Source organism: Sporosarcina highlanderae, from assembly GCF_030433715.1.
GTDB classification, from domain to species: domain Bacteria; phylum Bacillota; class Bacilli; order Bacillales_A; family Planococcaceae; genus Sporosarcina; species Sporosarcina highlanderae.
Window position 1 is genome coordinate 22932 of the sequence record NZ_JAROCC010000006.1, and the last position, 15561, is coordinate 38492.

At 41.6% G+C, this 15561-nt stretch carries 17 protein-coding genes; 6 read left to right on the forward strand and 11 right to left on the reverse strand.

Annotated elements, in window-relative coordinates; all coding sequences use genetic code 11:
- Positions 1-3 precede the first annotated feature (3 nt).
- Positions 4-1206, forward strand: a complete 1203-nt coding sequence (locus P5G49_RS08895; RefSeq protein ID WP_301243173.1) for a bifunctional 3,4-dihydroxy-2-butanone-4-phosphate synthase/GTP cyclohydrolase II — start codon at positions 4-6, stop codon at positions 1204-1206.
- A gap of 13 nt (positions 1207-1219) precedes the next feature.
- Positions 1220-1684 carry a 6,7-dimethyl-8-ribityllumazine synthase gene (gene ribH / locus P5G49_RS08900; protein WP_301243174.1) on the forward strand — a complete coding sequence of 155 codons (465 nt, stop codon included), beginning with the start codon at positions 1220-1222 and terminating at the stop codon, positions 1682-1684.
- A 43-nt stretch (positions 1685-1727) separates the two neighbouring features.
- Here ribH and fni read toward each other — a convergent pair whose 3' ends face one another.
- From fni to P5G49_RS08930, 6 genes are all read right to left on the reverse strand, one after another.
- Positions 1728-2762: a type 2 isopentenyl-diphosphate Delta-isomerase gene (fni, locus tag P5G49_RS08905; protein WP_301243175.1), complete on the reverse strand. Its 1035-nt coding sequence runs from the start codon at positions 2760-2762 to the stop codon at positions 1728-1730.
- A gap of 15 nt (positions 2763-2777) precedes the next feature.
- Positions 2778-3902: a phosphomevalonate kinase gene (locus P5G49_RS08910; RefSeq protein WP_301243176.1), complete on the reverse strand. Its 1125-nt coding sequence runs from the start codon at positions 3900-3902 to the stop codon at positions 2778-2780.
- On the reverse strand, positions 3892-4872 hold the full coding sequence (mvaD, locus tag P5G49_RS08915) for a diphosphomevalonate decarboxylase (RefSeq protein ID WP_301243177.1): 981 nt from the start codon (positions 4870-4872) through the stop codon (positions 3892-3894). The genes P5G49_RS08910 and mvaD overlap by 11 nt, the downstream gene beginning before the upstream one ends.
- A 21-nt stretch (positions 4873-4893) precedes the next feature.
- Positions 4894-5847: a mevalonate kinase gene (mvk, locus tag P5G49_RS08920; protein ID WP_301243178.1), complete on the reverse strand. Its 954-nt coding sequence runs from the start codon at positions 5845-5847 to the stop codon at positions 4894-4896.
- A gap of 205 nt (positions 5848-6052) precedes the next feature.
- Positions 6053-6229: a hypothetical protein gene (locus P5G49_RS08925; protein ID WP_301243180.1), complete on the reverse strand. Its 177-nt coding sequence runs from the start codon at positions 6227-6229 to the stop codon at positions 6053-6055.
- Positions 6230-6305: 76 nt separating this feature from the next.
- Positions 6306-7013: a YwaF family protein gene (locus P5G49_RS08930; RefSeq protein ID WP_301243182.1), complete on the reverse strand. Its 708-nt coding sequence runs from the start codon at positions 7011-7013 to the stop codon at positions 6306-6308.
- 132 nt (positions 7014-7145) lie between these two features.
- Here P5G49_RS08930 and P5G49_RS08935 point away from each other — a divergent pair, with 132 nt between their 5' ends.
- Positions 7146-7466: a hypothetical protein gene (locus P5G49_RS08935; protein ID WP_301243184.1), complete on the forward strand. Its 321-nt coding sequence runs from the start codon at positions 7146-7148 to the stop codon at positions 7464-7466.
- A gap of 39 nt (positions 7467-7505) precedes the next feature.
- Here the strand turns inward: P5G49_RS08935 and P5G49_RS08940 are convergent, their stop codons facing one another.
- The 3 genes from P5G49_RS08940 to P5G49_RS08950 are packed head-to-tail and all read right to left on the reverse strand — an operon-like array spanning position 7506 to position 11181.
- Entirely contained in the window at positions 7506-8015 is a 510-nt protein-coding gene (locus P5G49_RS08940) for a (2Fe-2S)-binding protein (protein WP_301243186.1), read from the reverse strand.
- Entirely contained in the window at positions 8012-8842 is an 831-nt protein-coding gene (locus P5G49_RS08945) for an FAD binding domain-containing protein (RefSeq protein ID WP_301243188.1), read from the reverse strand. Before P5G49_RS08945 ends, P5G49_RS08940 begins: the two co-directional genes overlap by 4 nt.
- A complete protein-coding gene (locus P5G49_RS08950) occupies positions 8839-11181 on the reverse strand; it encodes a xanthine dehydrogenase family protein molybdopterin-binding subunit (protein WP_301243190.1) in 2343 nt (780 codons plus the stop codon). Before P5G49_RS08950 ends, P5G49_RS08945 begins: the two co-directional genes overlap by 4 nt.
- Before the next feature lie 155 nt (positions 11182-11336).
- Between P5G49_RS08950 and P5G49_RS08955 the strand changes: the two genes are divergently transcribed.
- Positions 11337-12347: an XdhC family protein gene (locus tag P5G49_RS08955; protein ID WP_301243192.1), complete on the forward strand. Its 1011-nt coding sequence runs from the start codon at positions 11337-11339 to the stop codon at positions 12345-12347.
- Positions 12323-12931 carry a nucleotidyltransferase family protein gene (locus P5G49_RS08960; protein WP_301243194.1) on the forward strand — a complete coding sequence of 203 codons (609 nt, stop codon included), beginning with the start codon at positions 12323-12325 and terminating at the stop codon, positions 12929-12931. Before P5G49_RS08955 ends, P5G49_RS08960 begins: the two co-directional genes overlap by 25 nt.
- A gap of 104 nt (positions 12932-13035) precedes the next feature.
- On the opposite strand, the gene P5G49_RS08965 is transcribed toward P5G49_RS08960, so the two are convergent.
- Positions 13036-14187: an AI-2E family transporter gene (locus P5G49_RS08965; protein ID WP_301243525.1), complete on the reverse strand. Its 1152-nt coding sequence runs from the start codon at positions 14185-14187 to the stop codon at positions 13036-13038.
- 76 nt (positions 14188-14263) lie between these two features.
- Positions 14264-15223, reverse strand: coding sequence for an LCP family protein (locus P5G49_RS08970; protein ID WP_301243196.1), 960 nt, complete (start codon positions 15221-15223; stop codon positions 14264-14266).
- Between the two features lie 163 nt (positions 15224-15386).
- Here P5G49_RS08970 and P5G49_RS08975 point away from each other — a divergent pair, with 163 nt between their 5' ends.
- Complete coding sequence (locus tag P5G49_RS08975; protein WP_301243198.1) at positions 15387-15485, forward strand: YjcZ family sporulation protein; 99 nt, start codon at positions 15387-15389, stop codon at positions 15483-15485.
- The last annotated feature ends 76 nt before the right edge of the window (positions 15486-15561 follow it).

Here is a 15561-nt window from a genome sequence, read left to right on the forward strand (position 1 = left end):
ATGATGTTTGGTACGGTAGAACAAGCAATTGAGGAATTACAACAAGGCAAAGCGATCATCGTCGTAGATGATGAAAGCCGTGAAAACGAAGGAGATTTTGTCGTACTTGCTGATTTCGCTACACCACAGATGATCAATTTCATGGCTACAAAAGGACGGGGCTTGATATGTGTTCCGATTGAACAGCAGCTTGCTGACCAACTTGGGTTGACTCCTATGACAACGACGAACACAGACACTCATGAGACTGCTTTCACAGTTAGCATTGACCATTCGTCTTGCCACACGGGGATTTCAGCATTTGAACGTTCGGAAACGATATTGAAAATGCTTCATCCCGACTCGTCACCTGCTGATTTCAGAAGACCAGGCCATATCTTCCCCTTAGTCGCTAAAGCAAACGGCGTTTTGGAACGCCAAGGACATACGGAAGCGGCAGTTGACCTCGCCCGCCTTGCCGGTGCCACTCCAGCGGGAGTCATTTGCGAAATCATGAATGATGATGGAACGATGGCACGCGGAGACGAACTTAGAGAAATTGCAAAGCAGCATGAACTCATTATCTTGACGATTGAGCAGTTGATTGCATACCGGAAGCGGAATGAAAAACTCGTTGAAAGAGTTGTGGATATTCACTTGCCTACGAGGTATGGAGATTTTACTGCGGTCACCTATATAGAAAAAGTGAGCGGTCGAGAACATATAGCTTTTGTAAAAGGTCATAACGATGAATCTGCAGTTACGGGAGCCCCTCTCGTCAGAATTCATTCAGAATGCTTGACGGGAGACGTATTTGGTTCTTGCCGCTGTGATTGCGGACCACAGTTAGACGCGGCACTTTCCCGAATCGAAAATGCTGAAAATGGAATTCTTCTCTATATGCGCCAAGAGGGACGTGGAATCGGACTCGTCAATAAAATGAAAGCATATAAACTGCAGGAACAAGGCTATGACACAGTCGAGGCGAATGCCCTCTTAGGTTTCAAAGACGACTTACGGGAATATTACATTAGCGCCCAAATCCTTAATGATCTCGGTTACCGTCGGATTCAATTGTTGACGAATAATCCACGAAAAATCGAAGGACTCTCAGAACATGGGATAATCATAGAAAATCGGATCCCGATCGAATTGCCTGTCGAGGATGACAATCGTTTCTATATGGAAACGAAAAAAATGAAATTAGGACATCTATTGCATAACTGAGGAGGAAAACTAAATGAGTTTGACATATGAAGGACATTTAATCGGTACAGGACTTAAAATCGGAATTGTTGTATCCCGATTCAATGAATTTATTTCCGGAAAGCTTCTTGGAGGCGCAGAAGACGCATTACGCCGCCATGGAGTTGAAGCAGATGACATTGAAATCGCTTGGGTGCCTGGGGCGTTCGAAATTCCGCTCATAGCAAAACGGATGGCGGCTTCAAAGAAATATGATGCTATCATTACACTTGGCACCGTTATTAGAGGCGCAACCCCCCACTTTGACGTTGTATGCAATGAAGTTGCGAAAGGTGTTGCCTCTCTTAACATGACAGAAGGTGTTCCAGTTATCTTTGGCGTGTTGACGACTGATTCTATTGAGCAGGCTATTGAACGTGCTGGTACGAAGGCTGGTAATAAAGGATGGGATGCTGGAGTATCCGCGATCGAGATGGCCAATCTTATGAAACAGATGTAAACAAAATAGAGGAGCTGTTCATCTGAACAGCTCCTAAATAATGTCATATTCTCTTAAATATAACCCTGTCGCTTTTATGCAGTTCAGGAATTGTGGCGGCTCCAATACCGAACATTGCCATTCGCAGCTCAAGTTCCTTCGTTTCCATGACTTGCATAACGTCTTCTACAGATTGAGTTGCTTCTTTCAAGATCGATCTTCCGAAACCAACAATATCCGCACCTAATGCAATCGATTTCGCGGCATCCAGGCCTGTATACATGCCGCCACTTGCTACGATCGATTGTTCTTCAATTTCCTCACGGACCGAAACAATGCAATCCACCGTTGAATTGCCCCAAACGCTGAAAGTTTCTGCAGCCGCACGTTTTACCGGGTCATTGGAGCGGTATTTTTCAACTTGGCTCCATGACGTTCCACCAGCACCCGCCACATCAATAAATGAAATGCCAACATCACATAGTTTCTTGGCTGTCCGTCCATCAATGCCCCAACCAACTTCTTTTACGCCTACAGGAATTCCTAAGGTTTTCGTAAGCTCTTCGATTTTCACCAAAAGATCCTTAAAATTCAAATCTCCATTTGGTTGAATGACTTCCTGAATGCTATTCAAATGTAACACTAAAGCATTAGCATCCGACATTTCGATAATCCGACGGCATTGATCAACGTCAAATCCATAATTTAATTGGACAGCACCTAAATTCGCGATAATCGGGACTGAAGGTGCATATTCCCTCACTTGAAACGAAGCGCGATGTTCTTCACTCTCAATAAGTGCTCGCATTGATCCAAGAGCGAAGATCCAGCCTTTCTCTTCCGCTGCAATCGCCAAATTACGGTTTATAGTCTCTGCAAACGCAGCTCCGCCAGTCATCGAACTGATCATGAAAGGTGTCGGACGATTTTGCTCCAAAAACTTGCTCTCGATTGAGATTTCAGAGAAATTGATTTCAGGAAGTGCGTTATGTATGAAATGAACTCTCTCTAATCCGGTAGTTATTTCATTACCAGTCACTTTTTCGTTAAGCGTAATTTGTATATGCTCCGCTTTTCGTTTATTTATTGAATCCGGCATTCAATTCTCCTCCTTTCATGTAACCATCGCACCTTCTAACGACACTTTTAAATCCAATGGTTCGATAAATACCTTTTTCCAATCATTTTTCAAGGACTCAGCATCTTGCCCTTTTTGTATAAATGCAATTCCGCAATCACCGCCACCAGCACCAGATGTCTTTCCAGCACCATATTTGTCAGCAATCTCGATTAACTGTTTCAACTTAGGTGTTTCGATATTAGCATCCGATTGATCACTTAACTGCAACAATGCCTCTCGGTTCATCGAAAGGCTTTGCAAAGCTAGGTTGGTATTTCCTTCGGTAAAACTTTTTACCAACGAGGAAACAGCAGCCCTACTTGAATCTATGAAATCTTTATAGCCAACGGGATTCTTATCTTTAAAATCCTGAACCCTTTGAATCATGCCGGCAGTTCTCATCTCACTGCCGGTCCAGCCAATATACAACCGAATATCCTTGGGTGGAACAATCGAAGATATGATAAGACCAGGCCAAGGCTCATGGACAAGTGCATAAGCGTTCACATTAGCTTGTACACGTTCGTTCAACCAGCCTCCATAGAAAGGGCTATAAAGCAGCCAACCTCCATATGTTGAAGCTGCAATATCGGCACATGATCCATTTCCTTGGGTTTTAAAATGTGCAATTGCGGCCAATTTGAAGATTAGTTCTTTGGTTGGTTGAATTCCAACTTCCTTATGGCTATTCAATATTGCAGTAACCACGGCAACAACGACAGCTGCACTTGATCCAAGACCATATTTTTTACCGGATGGATCATCCAATTCACTTGTAATGGATAAATTGAATGGCACTGGGGTAACCCCTAATTCACTTATATATTGGTGACAAACTTCCACTGTGTTTTGAATAAAGGACAGCTTAGGACCCGTCACATTAAAGAATAATTTACTTTCTTCAGCCGTCCAAGTTATATCGGAATACCCCAATTGCGGAAGATCAATTCGATTTTCCTCACTTCTTCTTACTTCCGCAAATACATACCTGTCGACTGCAACAACGATGCATTGTCCGTCGGGTTCAAGGACCGCATATTCACCTGCGATAAACAATTTTCCAGGTACACGGATTTTTTTATACGTTGTGTCCATCTGAACACGCCTTTCATTCGCCAATATAACTTACTCCTGGTCCAGGATGACAAACAAACACCTCACGAACGGTTTGAATTTGCTGCATCCTTTCTTTTACGGCCATTTCATCTTTAGGTTGGCAAATCACTTTGACATTCGGACCTGCGTCAATTGTGAAGTAAGCTTGTATACCGGAATCCCTAAGTTCTTGCACCGTATGCATTACGTCTAATGTGGCCCCTGTCCAATAGAAGAATGGTGGATTCGCACCTAACATTGTTGCATGCATTTTAAGCGCATTTCTTTCAAGGACAGTTCCTAATTTCTCGAAATCCCGCCCGTGGATTGCTTCTCTTGCAAGATTTAAATCAGCATCGATTGTCTCCAACCAACCCGAATAAAAGTCTGATGTCTTTACTGTGTGTGTCATGCCTTCCCTACTCAACACTTTTTTCTGTCTCGCTTCAACCATAACGGAAAGAATGCTTAAATCCCATTTAGATTCCTCAAGAATCTGCATTGCATACGAGTCTGTACCGTCAACACGCACTCCTTTGTTCCACTCCACATATCCTCCATAGATTGACCTGCAGGCGGAGCCGGAGCCGAAACGTGCTATTCTTGAAAGGTCGGAGCCACTATAGTCTAATCCAATAGCCTTAGTAGAAGCTGCCGCCAATGCGGCAAAGCCAGATGCTGATGATGCAAAACCTGCAGCGGTCGGTACATTATTAACTGAATCGATAATTGCATATTCATTTCGACCCGCAGTTTGTCTTATCAAATCAAGAAATCTTGATATTTTATCAACTTCGTGGCCCCCCATTTCGATTCCATTTAAGATAAATGAATCAGCCTTTAAATCATCACGGAAAGCAACAGAAGTTGTTGTATAAAACTGATCCAAAGTAATTGAAATGCTATTATTCATCGGCAGGAACAGTTGTTCGTCACGTTTACCCCAATATTTTATTAAGGCGATATTTGTATGTGCACGTGCTGTTATCTTCACTTAACAAACCTCCTTCTTTCTTTACTCATTAGGTTGAGGGTAACTAACATAACTCGTCCAAGTTTGTAATGCACCAGCTTGCGTCAAAGCTTTCGAAAGATCGGCTGCATGATGCTTATCTTTAGCTAATGCTAAAATACAGCCGCCACGTCCTCCACCTGTTAACTTTGCGCCCAATGCACCTTGGTTTTTTGCGGTTTCAATTAGACGGTCAAGTGCTTCATCACTGACACTTAACCGTCCAAGCTCTACTTGCGCAAGATCGAGATACTTTCCAACCTTAGCCAAATCTCCTTGCGATAAATAGCGTTCACACTCATATGTATAATCCCCAAGTAGGTCAATGGATTTGCGAGCTTTTGAAGGATTTTGCAGATAAAGGTTTCGTATACCACAAACAGCACTTTTCGTATCGCCGAATTTGCCAGAGTCAGCAACGACCAAATACAATGGCTCTACGATTTCAAGTTTTTTTACCGTTCTACCTTTTTGAAACCAGATTGGCGAATCACTTGAAGTCGCCGCCATATCAATACCGCTTGGATTTCCATGGGCATGTGTTTCAGCGATTTGGACAAGATGCATTTGTACATCATGTCTAAGAGGCGTATCGTAGTAGTGAAAAATCCCTTTTACGATTGAGTGCGCTACAGCAGCACTGGACCCAAGGCCTCGACCTGAAGGAATGGTCGACTCAATCGAGATTTTTATTGTTGGTGGTTTAACATTCAACAGATGTAACGTTTCTTCTACACATGCTTTTATGCCCTTAAGTGTTTCGGGCGTATTTGATAGTGGTCCGTTGAAATATCTACTATTGACTACTATTCCTTCCCCCTTCCCCCGACTTTCAATGGTCGCTTTAACGCCTATATCGCAAAATGGGAGTGCGATTGCCGGTTTGTCGTAGACAACGGAATGCTCGCCTATCAAAATCAATTTGCCATGTGCCTTACCTTCAGCTTTTCTGAACATGGATGTTCCTCGCTTCTTGTCTTCGATGTTTGTATGTAGATCTTATCTTTACTTTATTCATTATAGAATACAGACCTCTGTTTTTCAGCTTTTTACGCTTATTTCTTAGCGATTACTATATTACATAGCTGATGATAAAAATGCAAAAAAGCAAGCCTTGTCATAAAGGCTTGCTAATGCGTTCTATTATCGTATCCTTAAACAATCAGACACCCATTTTCCTTCTGTTCTGGCTAACTTTTTTCGCTTGCTGGCTTTTCATCTTTGGTGTTTGCTGAATGGAAGATCCAGCAGTCTTTGATTGGGAGTTATTATTTTTCTTCGCCTCAAGTTGTTGTTTCACGGCATCTTTCAAACTGATTTTTTTCTTTTCTGTCGTCATAGGTATCCTCCTACACTCAATTTGGTTACTAAATTATACCACTGAGTTTAAATTACTGTCTATGCAAAAAAATGGACTATATCCCGTTATTCTTACGTTCTCTTAATAACAACCAAATTAAGATAAACGAAGTAAATGCTACAGCCTCCAGGGACAGAATATACCAAGGATAAGGTCCAAGGAAGTCAAGCAGACTACCATTTTGCGGCTTCATACGTAAGAACATATAATTACCACTCAATAGCCAATTCATTATAAAAATCACTGGTAAAATTGCATTGAGGTAAATCATCGTCTTTAGTACGCCTTTAAATGTAGGCTTATAACCTTTAACCCAAACAAAATAGAGACCGGTCAAAATGATGCCGGCATGCGTATAGAAAAAGTGGAAAAATCGGAAGTGAGGAAAATTCATATCCAAAACTGGAGTCGCAACCGCCTGAATGGCGCCCCCAATCCCGGCAAAAACAACAAAATCCACTAAATACCGATTTCTCGACCAAAGCAATACAATGGTGACAAACAGCGATAGACTACATAACTCAAGCGGAAGAGAATCATCTACTGCCCATCTGCCACTTGCCACTAACCAAATATGATAGGTAATTTCCATGGCAAACAGTGATACCGCGGCAAACCTCTCCCAGAATTCCAATTGAGCAGGATTCCTACTTCTAATATTCCTTCGTTGCCAAAATAAAATTAGAGATAAGCAGACCAATAGAAAGAGCGTTGAAAAATGAATAATTGAAAACAGTTCAAAAGAGTCGGATGTATCCCCCAATATACTTCTCCTTCCAATTCATGTTACACAATTATATCACAAGTAAAAACGATATTAATCAATCTTCAGACTAATGCATGTATAATCTACACATACTATAAAAGAAGCGGTCAATGAAAGGAGTTTTTGAAATTGGTACAACAAACAACACAACAGACGATTGAACAACAGTTCCAGCAGGAGAAGAAACAAATTCTCCAAAAGCTTCAAAGCGCTACACAAACGATTCAACAAATGAGTACAATGTTTGATGTCCAATCTGTAAAACAAGCACAGCAACAACTACAGCAAGCCGCCTCTCTGCTGAACCAGACCCAGTCCCAAGCCGCCACTCAGGCACCAACAACCGTTCAACAACAATTAGAACAGGTGCGTAAACAAATTGATCAAGCCGCGCAAACCCTTCAACTGATTGAAACATTAAACGTCAGCAACCAAAGCTTTAAGAAATAAAAAGCGAACCCTTGGTTTTGCTCCCAAGGGCTCGCTTTATTATTGCGCAAGGTTACTATTTTCTTTGGCCTTCAATTTATTAGCCTCTAAAACCGACTTTACAGCATCCTTTATTTCCTGATACCCGGTGCATCTGCAAAGGTTTGATTTTAACCATTCTTCAATTATCTCGTCATCTGCATCTGGATGTTCATTCACAAGTGCATGGCAATTCAAGATAAAGCCAGGTGTGCAGTATCCGCATTGGATAGCCCAATTTGCTACAAATGCACTTCTAATGTCAGAGTGTTTCATGCTTTCAATTGTTGTGATTTCGTCGTTAATTGACTCGATTGCTAATGTTAGGCAAGAATGCATTGGTTTTCCATTTACCAATACTGTACATGCACCACAGTCACCATTACCGCATGCATATTTGGCGCCTGTCAGCCCTAATTGTTCTCGTAAGGTGTAAAGCAGTGTATCAGCTGAACGAATCATTACATCATGGGAGACTCCATTTACTAATAACGAAACGACAGTATATTTTCTTGTATTTGAACTAATCATAGCTTTTCCTCCAAAACCGAGTTCAACTCTATCAACATTTTTCCAAAAGTGTATTGCCTAAAGCCCTTTGAAGCTAAAAGATCATCTGTGATAGTTGAAGGCAGTTTGGTAATTGCTTTGTCAATCCTTTGCTGGTCACTCATTTTTTTATCATTCAAAATAGATTCAATTACCGTAGAACGAAACGGCAAGCTGTTAATGCCGCTAAATGCAACGCGAATTTTCCCTTCATGTACCAGTGCGGCTAAGCTTACGATTGGGTAACCGACTTTTGAGGTGCGAGTTCGCTTTATGCTCTTTGAAGGCAACTTCAGATTTGAAACAGGGACTTTAATTTGCGTTAAAAATGCCCCTTCTTTCAACTCACTACCTGAAAACTTCTCAATTGGAATTTCTTCAATCTTTGTTTGATTGGCAACGGTTACGACCGCATCTGCCACTAAAAGCGGCAATAATCCTTCCCTGTAACCAAGTTGACTCATAAGATTGCCGCCAATCGTAATTTTATTTCTTGAAGTATGGTCTGCGATACGCCGGGTTGTTTCACTTAATAATGGAAAAAGGTTTGATTCAATTAGTTGGTTCAACGTTACCGCTGCACCAATGATAAGACGATCTCCTTGAATCTCCAATACTTTACATTCTGGAATTCCCTTTAAGTCAATAACCGTGTCGACTGTCAGTTTACCACCTCTTGAAAATGTAATTATTTCAGTGCCGCCGGAGAAATAGACAACTTTCTTACCCAACTTCCATTCGCTTGAAAAAGTTTTAATTGCTTCATCAATCGATTCAGGCTTAAAATACTCAAAATCGAACGAGATCATTGACCTACCTCCCTTGTCTGCCATATCAGCTCTGGAGTTAACGGAAGCTTATTCAGTTCCGTTTTGGTTGCCGATGAAAGACTATTAGCCAAAGCCGAAGCAGCACCGATCACCCCGTATTCCCCGATTCCTCTTGCACCGAAAGGTCCATCCTCATTGGGTGTCTCAACGAACTCAACAATATATTCTTTTGGCTGTTCGCCGAACCGCATCAGTTGGTATGTCCTGAAATCTGGATTTTGGATGACTCCCTTATCATTGAATTCAAATGATTCTCCACTTGCTATACTTAGACCAAGGAATATCCCTCCGCGCATTTGTTGAGTGGCAGTCATTGGATTAATAATTGTGCCTCCATCCATTACAGTTATCGCTTTCAAGATTTCATAAGTGTAATTCTGTTCATCCCACTCGATTTCCACTGCTTGTGCACCTACAGACCACCAGGGACCCGGATCACCAAACCCCGTATCCTTATCCATCTCCGTCAATTGCCTTTGAACATGGACTCCAGTTCCTATGATTTGTCCACCGACCGTATGTCCATTCGGGTATTTATATCCTAAGCAAATCGTTTTTATATCAATACCGTAGGTCGGCTTCGACCTTAGATAAACTCTACTATTCCCTACTTCCAAATCATTTTCAGAACATTGTAGAGCAACTGCCCCTATCTTTTTCAACTGTCTAATAGCATCATCCGCTGCTGCCAAAACCGCATTCCCTGCAAGGAAAGTTGTACTGCTTGCGACTGTACGCCATTGATGCGGATTATATTGCGTATTCACTTCCATCGTCACATGTATATCCTTCATGTTCATCTTTAAGCGTTCGGCGGCAATCTGAGCCAATATCGTCTTTGTCCCTTGACCAATCTCTACAGCAGCACAACTTAACTTGACTGTACCGTCTGGCTCAAAAAGCAATACAGCCCCTGCTTGAGCGTTTGTAGATGTAGTGGAAGTTTTCCAGAATAACGAAACACCTTTCGCACGGATTTTACCATTTTCAGTTACAGTAGTTTGATTGCCGTTCCACTCTATCAATTCTTTTGCTCTTATCATACATTTTGCCGTATCCCCGATATTGTTTTCTGTCAATACAGATTGTGTTGGCGTAGAATGGCCAGGCTTAATAGCATTCAACAATCGGAATTCAATCGGATCCACATTCAATTGTTTTGCGAGTTGATCCATCGTGCGTTCAATAGCAAATGTGAGTTCCGGATGACCGTATCCTCTAAAGGAAGTTGCGTAAGGGTGATTCGTATACATGCAATAGGAATCGCACCACACGTTGGGAATATGATAAGGGCCTGTACAATCAAGCGCGGCGGCACGAGTGATACCTGCAGCCTGGTCGGAATATGCCCCTGCCTCTATCAAAAATGTATACTGGCCAGCTAATAACTTTCCTTCTTCATTGACTCCCAATTTTACTGTTGCGTTAAATCCGATATGGCAGGGCGCAGTCATCATGTCCTCTTCACGTTCATATTGCAGTTTAACCAGTTTTCCTCCAACCGCACTTGAAGCCAAATAGGCAAGCGGTTCCAATTGTACTGCACCTTTTCCACCAAACGCACCACCCAACATCGGTATATGGACGATCACTTTCCCAACTTCTATATTGAAAAATTGATTTAAAATCTTTTTGATTGTAAACGGAGACTGGCTTGTAGAATGGACGATGACCCGTCCATCCGGGTTGATCTCTACAGTTGCCGAGCGTGTCTCCATTGCTGCGTGATCCGACAGATTAAAGGAATATGTAGCTGTAATCGTATCTTTACAAGTTGCCCATGCTTGGCCAAATTGGCCTTTTCTGATTTTAATATGACTTGCAATATTAGTACCGGGAACCGGATAGACATTGTCAATGATTTTAGTATACTGCCCCAATTGTTCATGAATGATTGGCGCGTCTTCCTGAAACGCTTGCTCAACCGAATTGACAACTGGAAGTTTTTCATATTTAACGACGATCTTACTTGCGGCCTGTTTTGCTTGATAAGGATAATCGGCAACTATGATTGCAACGGGTTCTCCATAATAACGCACTTTATCAAAAGCGATAGGTGGACGATCCGCAAGTATCGGCCCAATCGGAAAAGGAAATGTGTCCCCAGTTACAATCGCGCGAACGCCTGGTACTTTCCAGGCCTCATTTGTATCAATGGATTTTATACGAGCATGGGCCTCTGTACTCGTAGCGACCTTTGCATGTAACATTCCCGTTATTAATTTATCTCCGAGGTACTTAACATTACCTGTCGATTTTTCTACAGCGTCAATCCGCTGTTCAGCAGTTCCAACAGTTTTTCGAAATTCTTTCTGCAAAACTTTTTTCCTCCCTTGCAAAATAGAGCAAGCCAATTTCGACTACTAGTCATGATTGCCAAGATTACCCTAATTTATAATCCGGGTTTCGAATAAATCGAATGCTATTGGATGAAACTGTTCGTAGAAAATGAACTTAGTTGAGGTGAAGAGGAATGGGATTTATTCCGCAAATGATCGAAACAATCAACAAAACCGATCAGGCTGTTGTACTCGCTCAGATTGTTCATGTAGATGGGTCGGCGTACCGTAAGGAGGGAGCCTGGATGTTCTTTACGGAGAGCGGGTCAAAGATTGGTATACTTAGTGGGGGTTGCCTTGAAAGTGACCTTCACAATAGGGCAAGTGACCTTTTTCATACTAAGAAAGTGGAAGTTTGCGAATTTGACTTAAGTTCCGAAGATGATTTGGGATGGGGGCGTGGCGCCGGATGCAATGGGGTTGTAACAGTTTTGTTAAGGGATGTAGATCATAAATTCAAAAACTGTCTTCTTTTTCTTCATGAACAGTTACAACAAAAGCGGTGTGTAACCTTTTTGCAAGAATTGGAGGGCGATTACAACTACCTTTTTAGTAGTGAAACCAACACAATCGGAACCTTGCCCACTCATAAGGTTTGTGAAGATTTACATGCCTTCCAGCAAGTGGCGGGCCGGAGATGGATTGAAGACGTAGCTTGTTATTATCAAGTAATTTGGCCCAAACCCTCACTCTACTTATTCGGTGCCGGGGCTGATGCAAGGCCGTTTGCAGCTCTGGCTGCGACGGTCGGTTATAGCGTTCATGTTTGCGACTGGAGACAGTCCCTATGTTCAGATAGCCACTTCCCAGCAGCCGCCTCTTTACGAACAGGAAAAATTGAGGAGTTAGTTAAGAATATCACCTTTCATCCACTTGATTCAGTGGTGATCATGACTCATGATTTCCAAGTCGATAAGCATATCTTGCAAAGACTTCAAGACGAGCAACTATTATATATAGGATTATTGGGTTCAAGAAAAAGGACGACACGATTAGTCGGTGGTGAAATTCCCGGTTGGCTGAATTCCCCAATCGGACTCTCAATTGGAGCTGAAGGGCCGCAGGAAATCGCGGTCAGCATCATCGCGCAAATGATTTCCGTCAGAAGGAGAGCCGCCATATGGCCATCATTGGCATCTATTTAGCTGCAGGTTTAAGCCGCCGTATGGGGCAGAACAAATTGGCCCTTCAAGTCGGGAAGATGACACTTGGAAGTTTGGCGCTTGATACGGCGATCGACTCCTCACTCGATCGTATCTGCATCGTGACAAACGCTGATGATGATCTTTCGTGGATGCCAAGCCGAATGAGATTTCATGAAAAATGTACAATACTTCCTTGTCCGGACTCAATTGTTGGACAATCTTTATCTTTACAATGCGGGATTCGTCATGCGATCGCAATCGGAGCGAAAGCCGCAGTTGTCTTATTGGCAGATCAACCGTTTATTACAAAAATGATGATTGATGAAATGATTTCCTGTTATAATACGAATCCGGAAAGCAAGTATGTAGCCACAACACAAGATGGGATGATAAAACCACCCGTCCTCTTCTCGTCTTCCCTCTTCCCCACCTTACTAAATTTACGCGGAGACAAAGGGGCAAGAGAAGTTTTACGTGGTTCATTAATTGATCATGGAAAACGGGTGCCATGTGAGGATCACAGACTTTTATTCGACGTTGATACGCCCGATGACTATAAATCATTACTTTCACATTTCTTTTAGCCAAAAAAACCGACTGCCGTGTGACGGATTCATCTGTCAACGGCAGTCGGTTTTATGATTTTCACGATAAACAACTTTACATAATAAAGTTATACGAAACCTAATTATTTTTCTTCAGAGTACACATAGTGCATTGTCGGATCCGGCTCATGCTTGTCGTATCTCAGTTTCAACAAATCAAACATATGTGTAAATACCACTTTTAATAAGGCGTATCCCGGTATCCCAAGTACTACTCCGGCTACTCCAAATAGTGATCCCGCAGTCAATAATACAAAAATAATCGTAATGGGATGGACATGCAATGATTTCCCCATGATTTGCGGTGATATGAATTTCCCTTCCACGAATTGAACGATTGTCCAAACGGCAGCCAATTTCACTAACATTAATGGCGATGCGACAATCGCTATGATAACCGCAGGAGTAATTGCGATTATAGGTCCCAAATATGGTACAACGCTCGTAAACATTGCAAGTGCACCTAATAATAATGCATATTTCATGCCAATGATGAGAAACCCGATCGAAACCATGATCCCGATACAGATGGCAACGAGTATTTGCCCTTGAATATATGCACTTATCTGATGGTCTGCATCCCTCATAATATCTTCAGCGTCATCCCGAAGACGCGGAGGCAGCATCTTCTTAATCATGATAGGCAATTTTTCACCATCTTTTAATAAGTAAAAGAGAATGAACGGTACTGTAATAATTGCCAAAACAAAACCTGTCAACGCTGAAATGAATGAAGTAACGCCGGATGCAATACCACCAACTGTATCAGCAAAAAATTGACCGATAGTCCCTAATCCATTATCCAATAACTTATTAATATTTATATCCATTTCATTATAAAAGGATGAAAAAATTGACGCCCGTAGAAAGGAGTCGATGTTAATAAGCATTTGTTTAAAATATGTAGGAAACTCTTCGATCAAGTTGGTAAACTGCATTCTAAGGAAAGGAAAAACAAGAAAGACTAATAATGTTAGTAAACCGATCAGGCCAATAAAAATTATGAAAATCCCCCATACTCTTGGTATTTTCAATCGCTCTAAAAAGCGCAAGATTGGTCTTAACAAATAGTATGCGATTGTCGCAAGAATGATCGGCAACACGACAGTGGAAAAAAACACTTTTATTGGATAAAAAATAAAAGCAACTTTACTGAACACTAATATGATAAGCCCGATTAAAAGAAGTGAAAGGAGTATGAACATTGTCGCCTCCCCACCTAAGAACCGAATTATCCATGGCGTACTTGTAGTTTCATTTAACGTTTGTCCCGCTGTTTTTGGCTTATTATTCACAGACTCCCCTCTTCCCTTAATCAATTTTCATATTCAAAAATGCTGATAGTGCCTCTTTATTCTTTTCTACATCAACCTCAATGACAGACCCGGCATGTGAATAGGATGTAAAACGATACGTACCTTCCACAGGTATTGTCATTGTTTTTAAGTCAACTTTTCCTTTCATAAGAAGACTGAGTGCTTTTGAAATCTCATCTTTTGCAGTCAAATCGGTTTGGATAAATCCGGATATCGCACCGGATAATTTAGGGACATGGCGAATCATTCCCGGACGGAGCGCCTCTTCTTTTACAGCTGAAATAACTTCCTGTTGTCTAGCAACCCTTCCAAAATCCCCTTCCGCATCTGCACGAAACCTTGCGTAACCAAGTAGCTCTTTGCCATTCAACTTCTGCTTACCAGGCATTAATGTTACACCGATTTTTTCATGCATTTCTTTTTGCACATCAATCTCAATGCCATTTGGAAAAGCGATATCGACAATGGATTCAAAATTGTCGAAGTCTACGATTGCATAATGATGGATAGGAATTCCGAACATTCCTGTTATCGTATCCTTTGTGGATTGAACTCCATTTAAATAATATGCTGTATTAAGCTTGTATGACCTGTAACCCGGTATATCTGCATAGATATCGCGCATGAATGAAACGAGTCGGATGGATCCTGTCTGTTTATCCCAAGACAATACCATCATCGTGTCTGTTCTTGATTTGCCACTTCCATCATTATCAATTCCTAATAATAGATAATTTTCAACGGATGGTTTTTTCGGATCAACAACATCTCCAGTAAAAGGACCCGGATCGATTTCATTGCCTTTTGCCAATTTCTTTCCCTCTTTATATTGAAAGTATGAAAAAAGGCCGACAACAATGAACGCAATGAACAAAAATGTCATGAATAATCTGCCGATCCTCAATTTCCTTCTTCTACGTCTAGGAACTGGCCCCTCGTATTGGTCTTCTTTCAAATCCGATTCCTCCAAATAATAAAGTCACTTATAGGGACGACTTGTCTCTAACACGGGTTCCGCTTTACTGATAAGTATAACATGTTAATTTCAGTTTATAGCGGCAGATTCCCCAATCGTCAGTCAATGATTTGCATAAGCTGTGTTGAAGGTGGTGGTATAAATGGGTCGTGAATTCGGGAGAGGACATAATTCCTCCTTTGCTTTAATTGTAGTGCTTTTCATCCTGTTAATCATTATTGGTGCTAGCTTTATATGCTAATGAATTCCTAAAACACACAACCACTCATTGGCACCTTGCGGAAAGATTGTGCTTCTGTTTGCTTGCAAACAGAAGC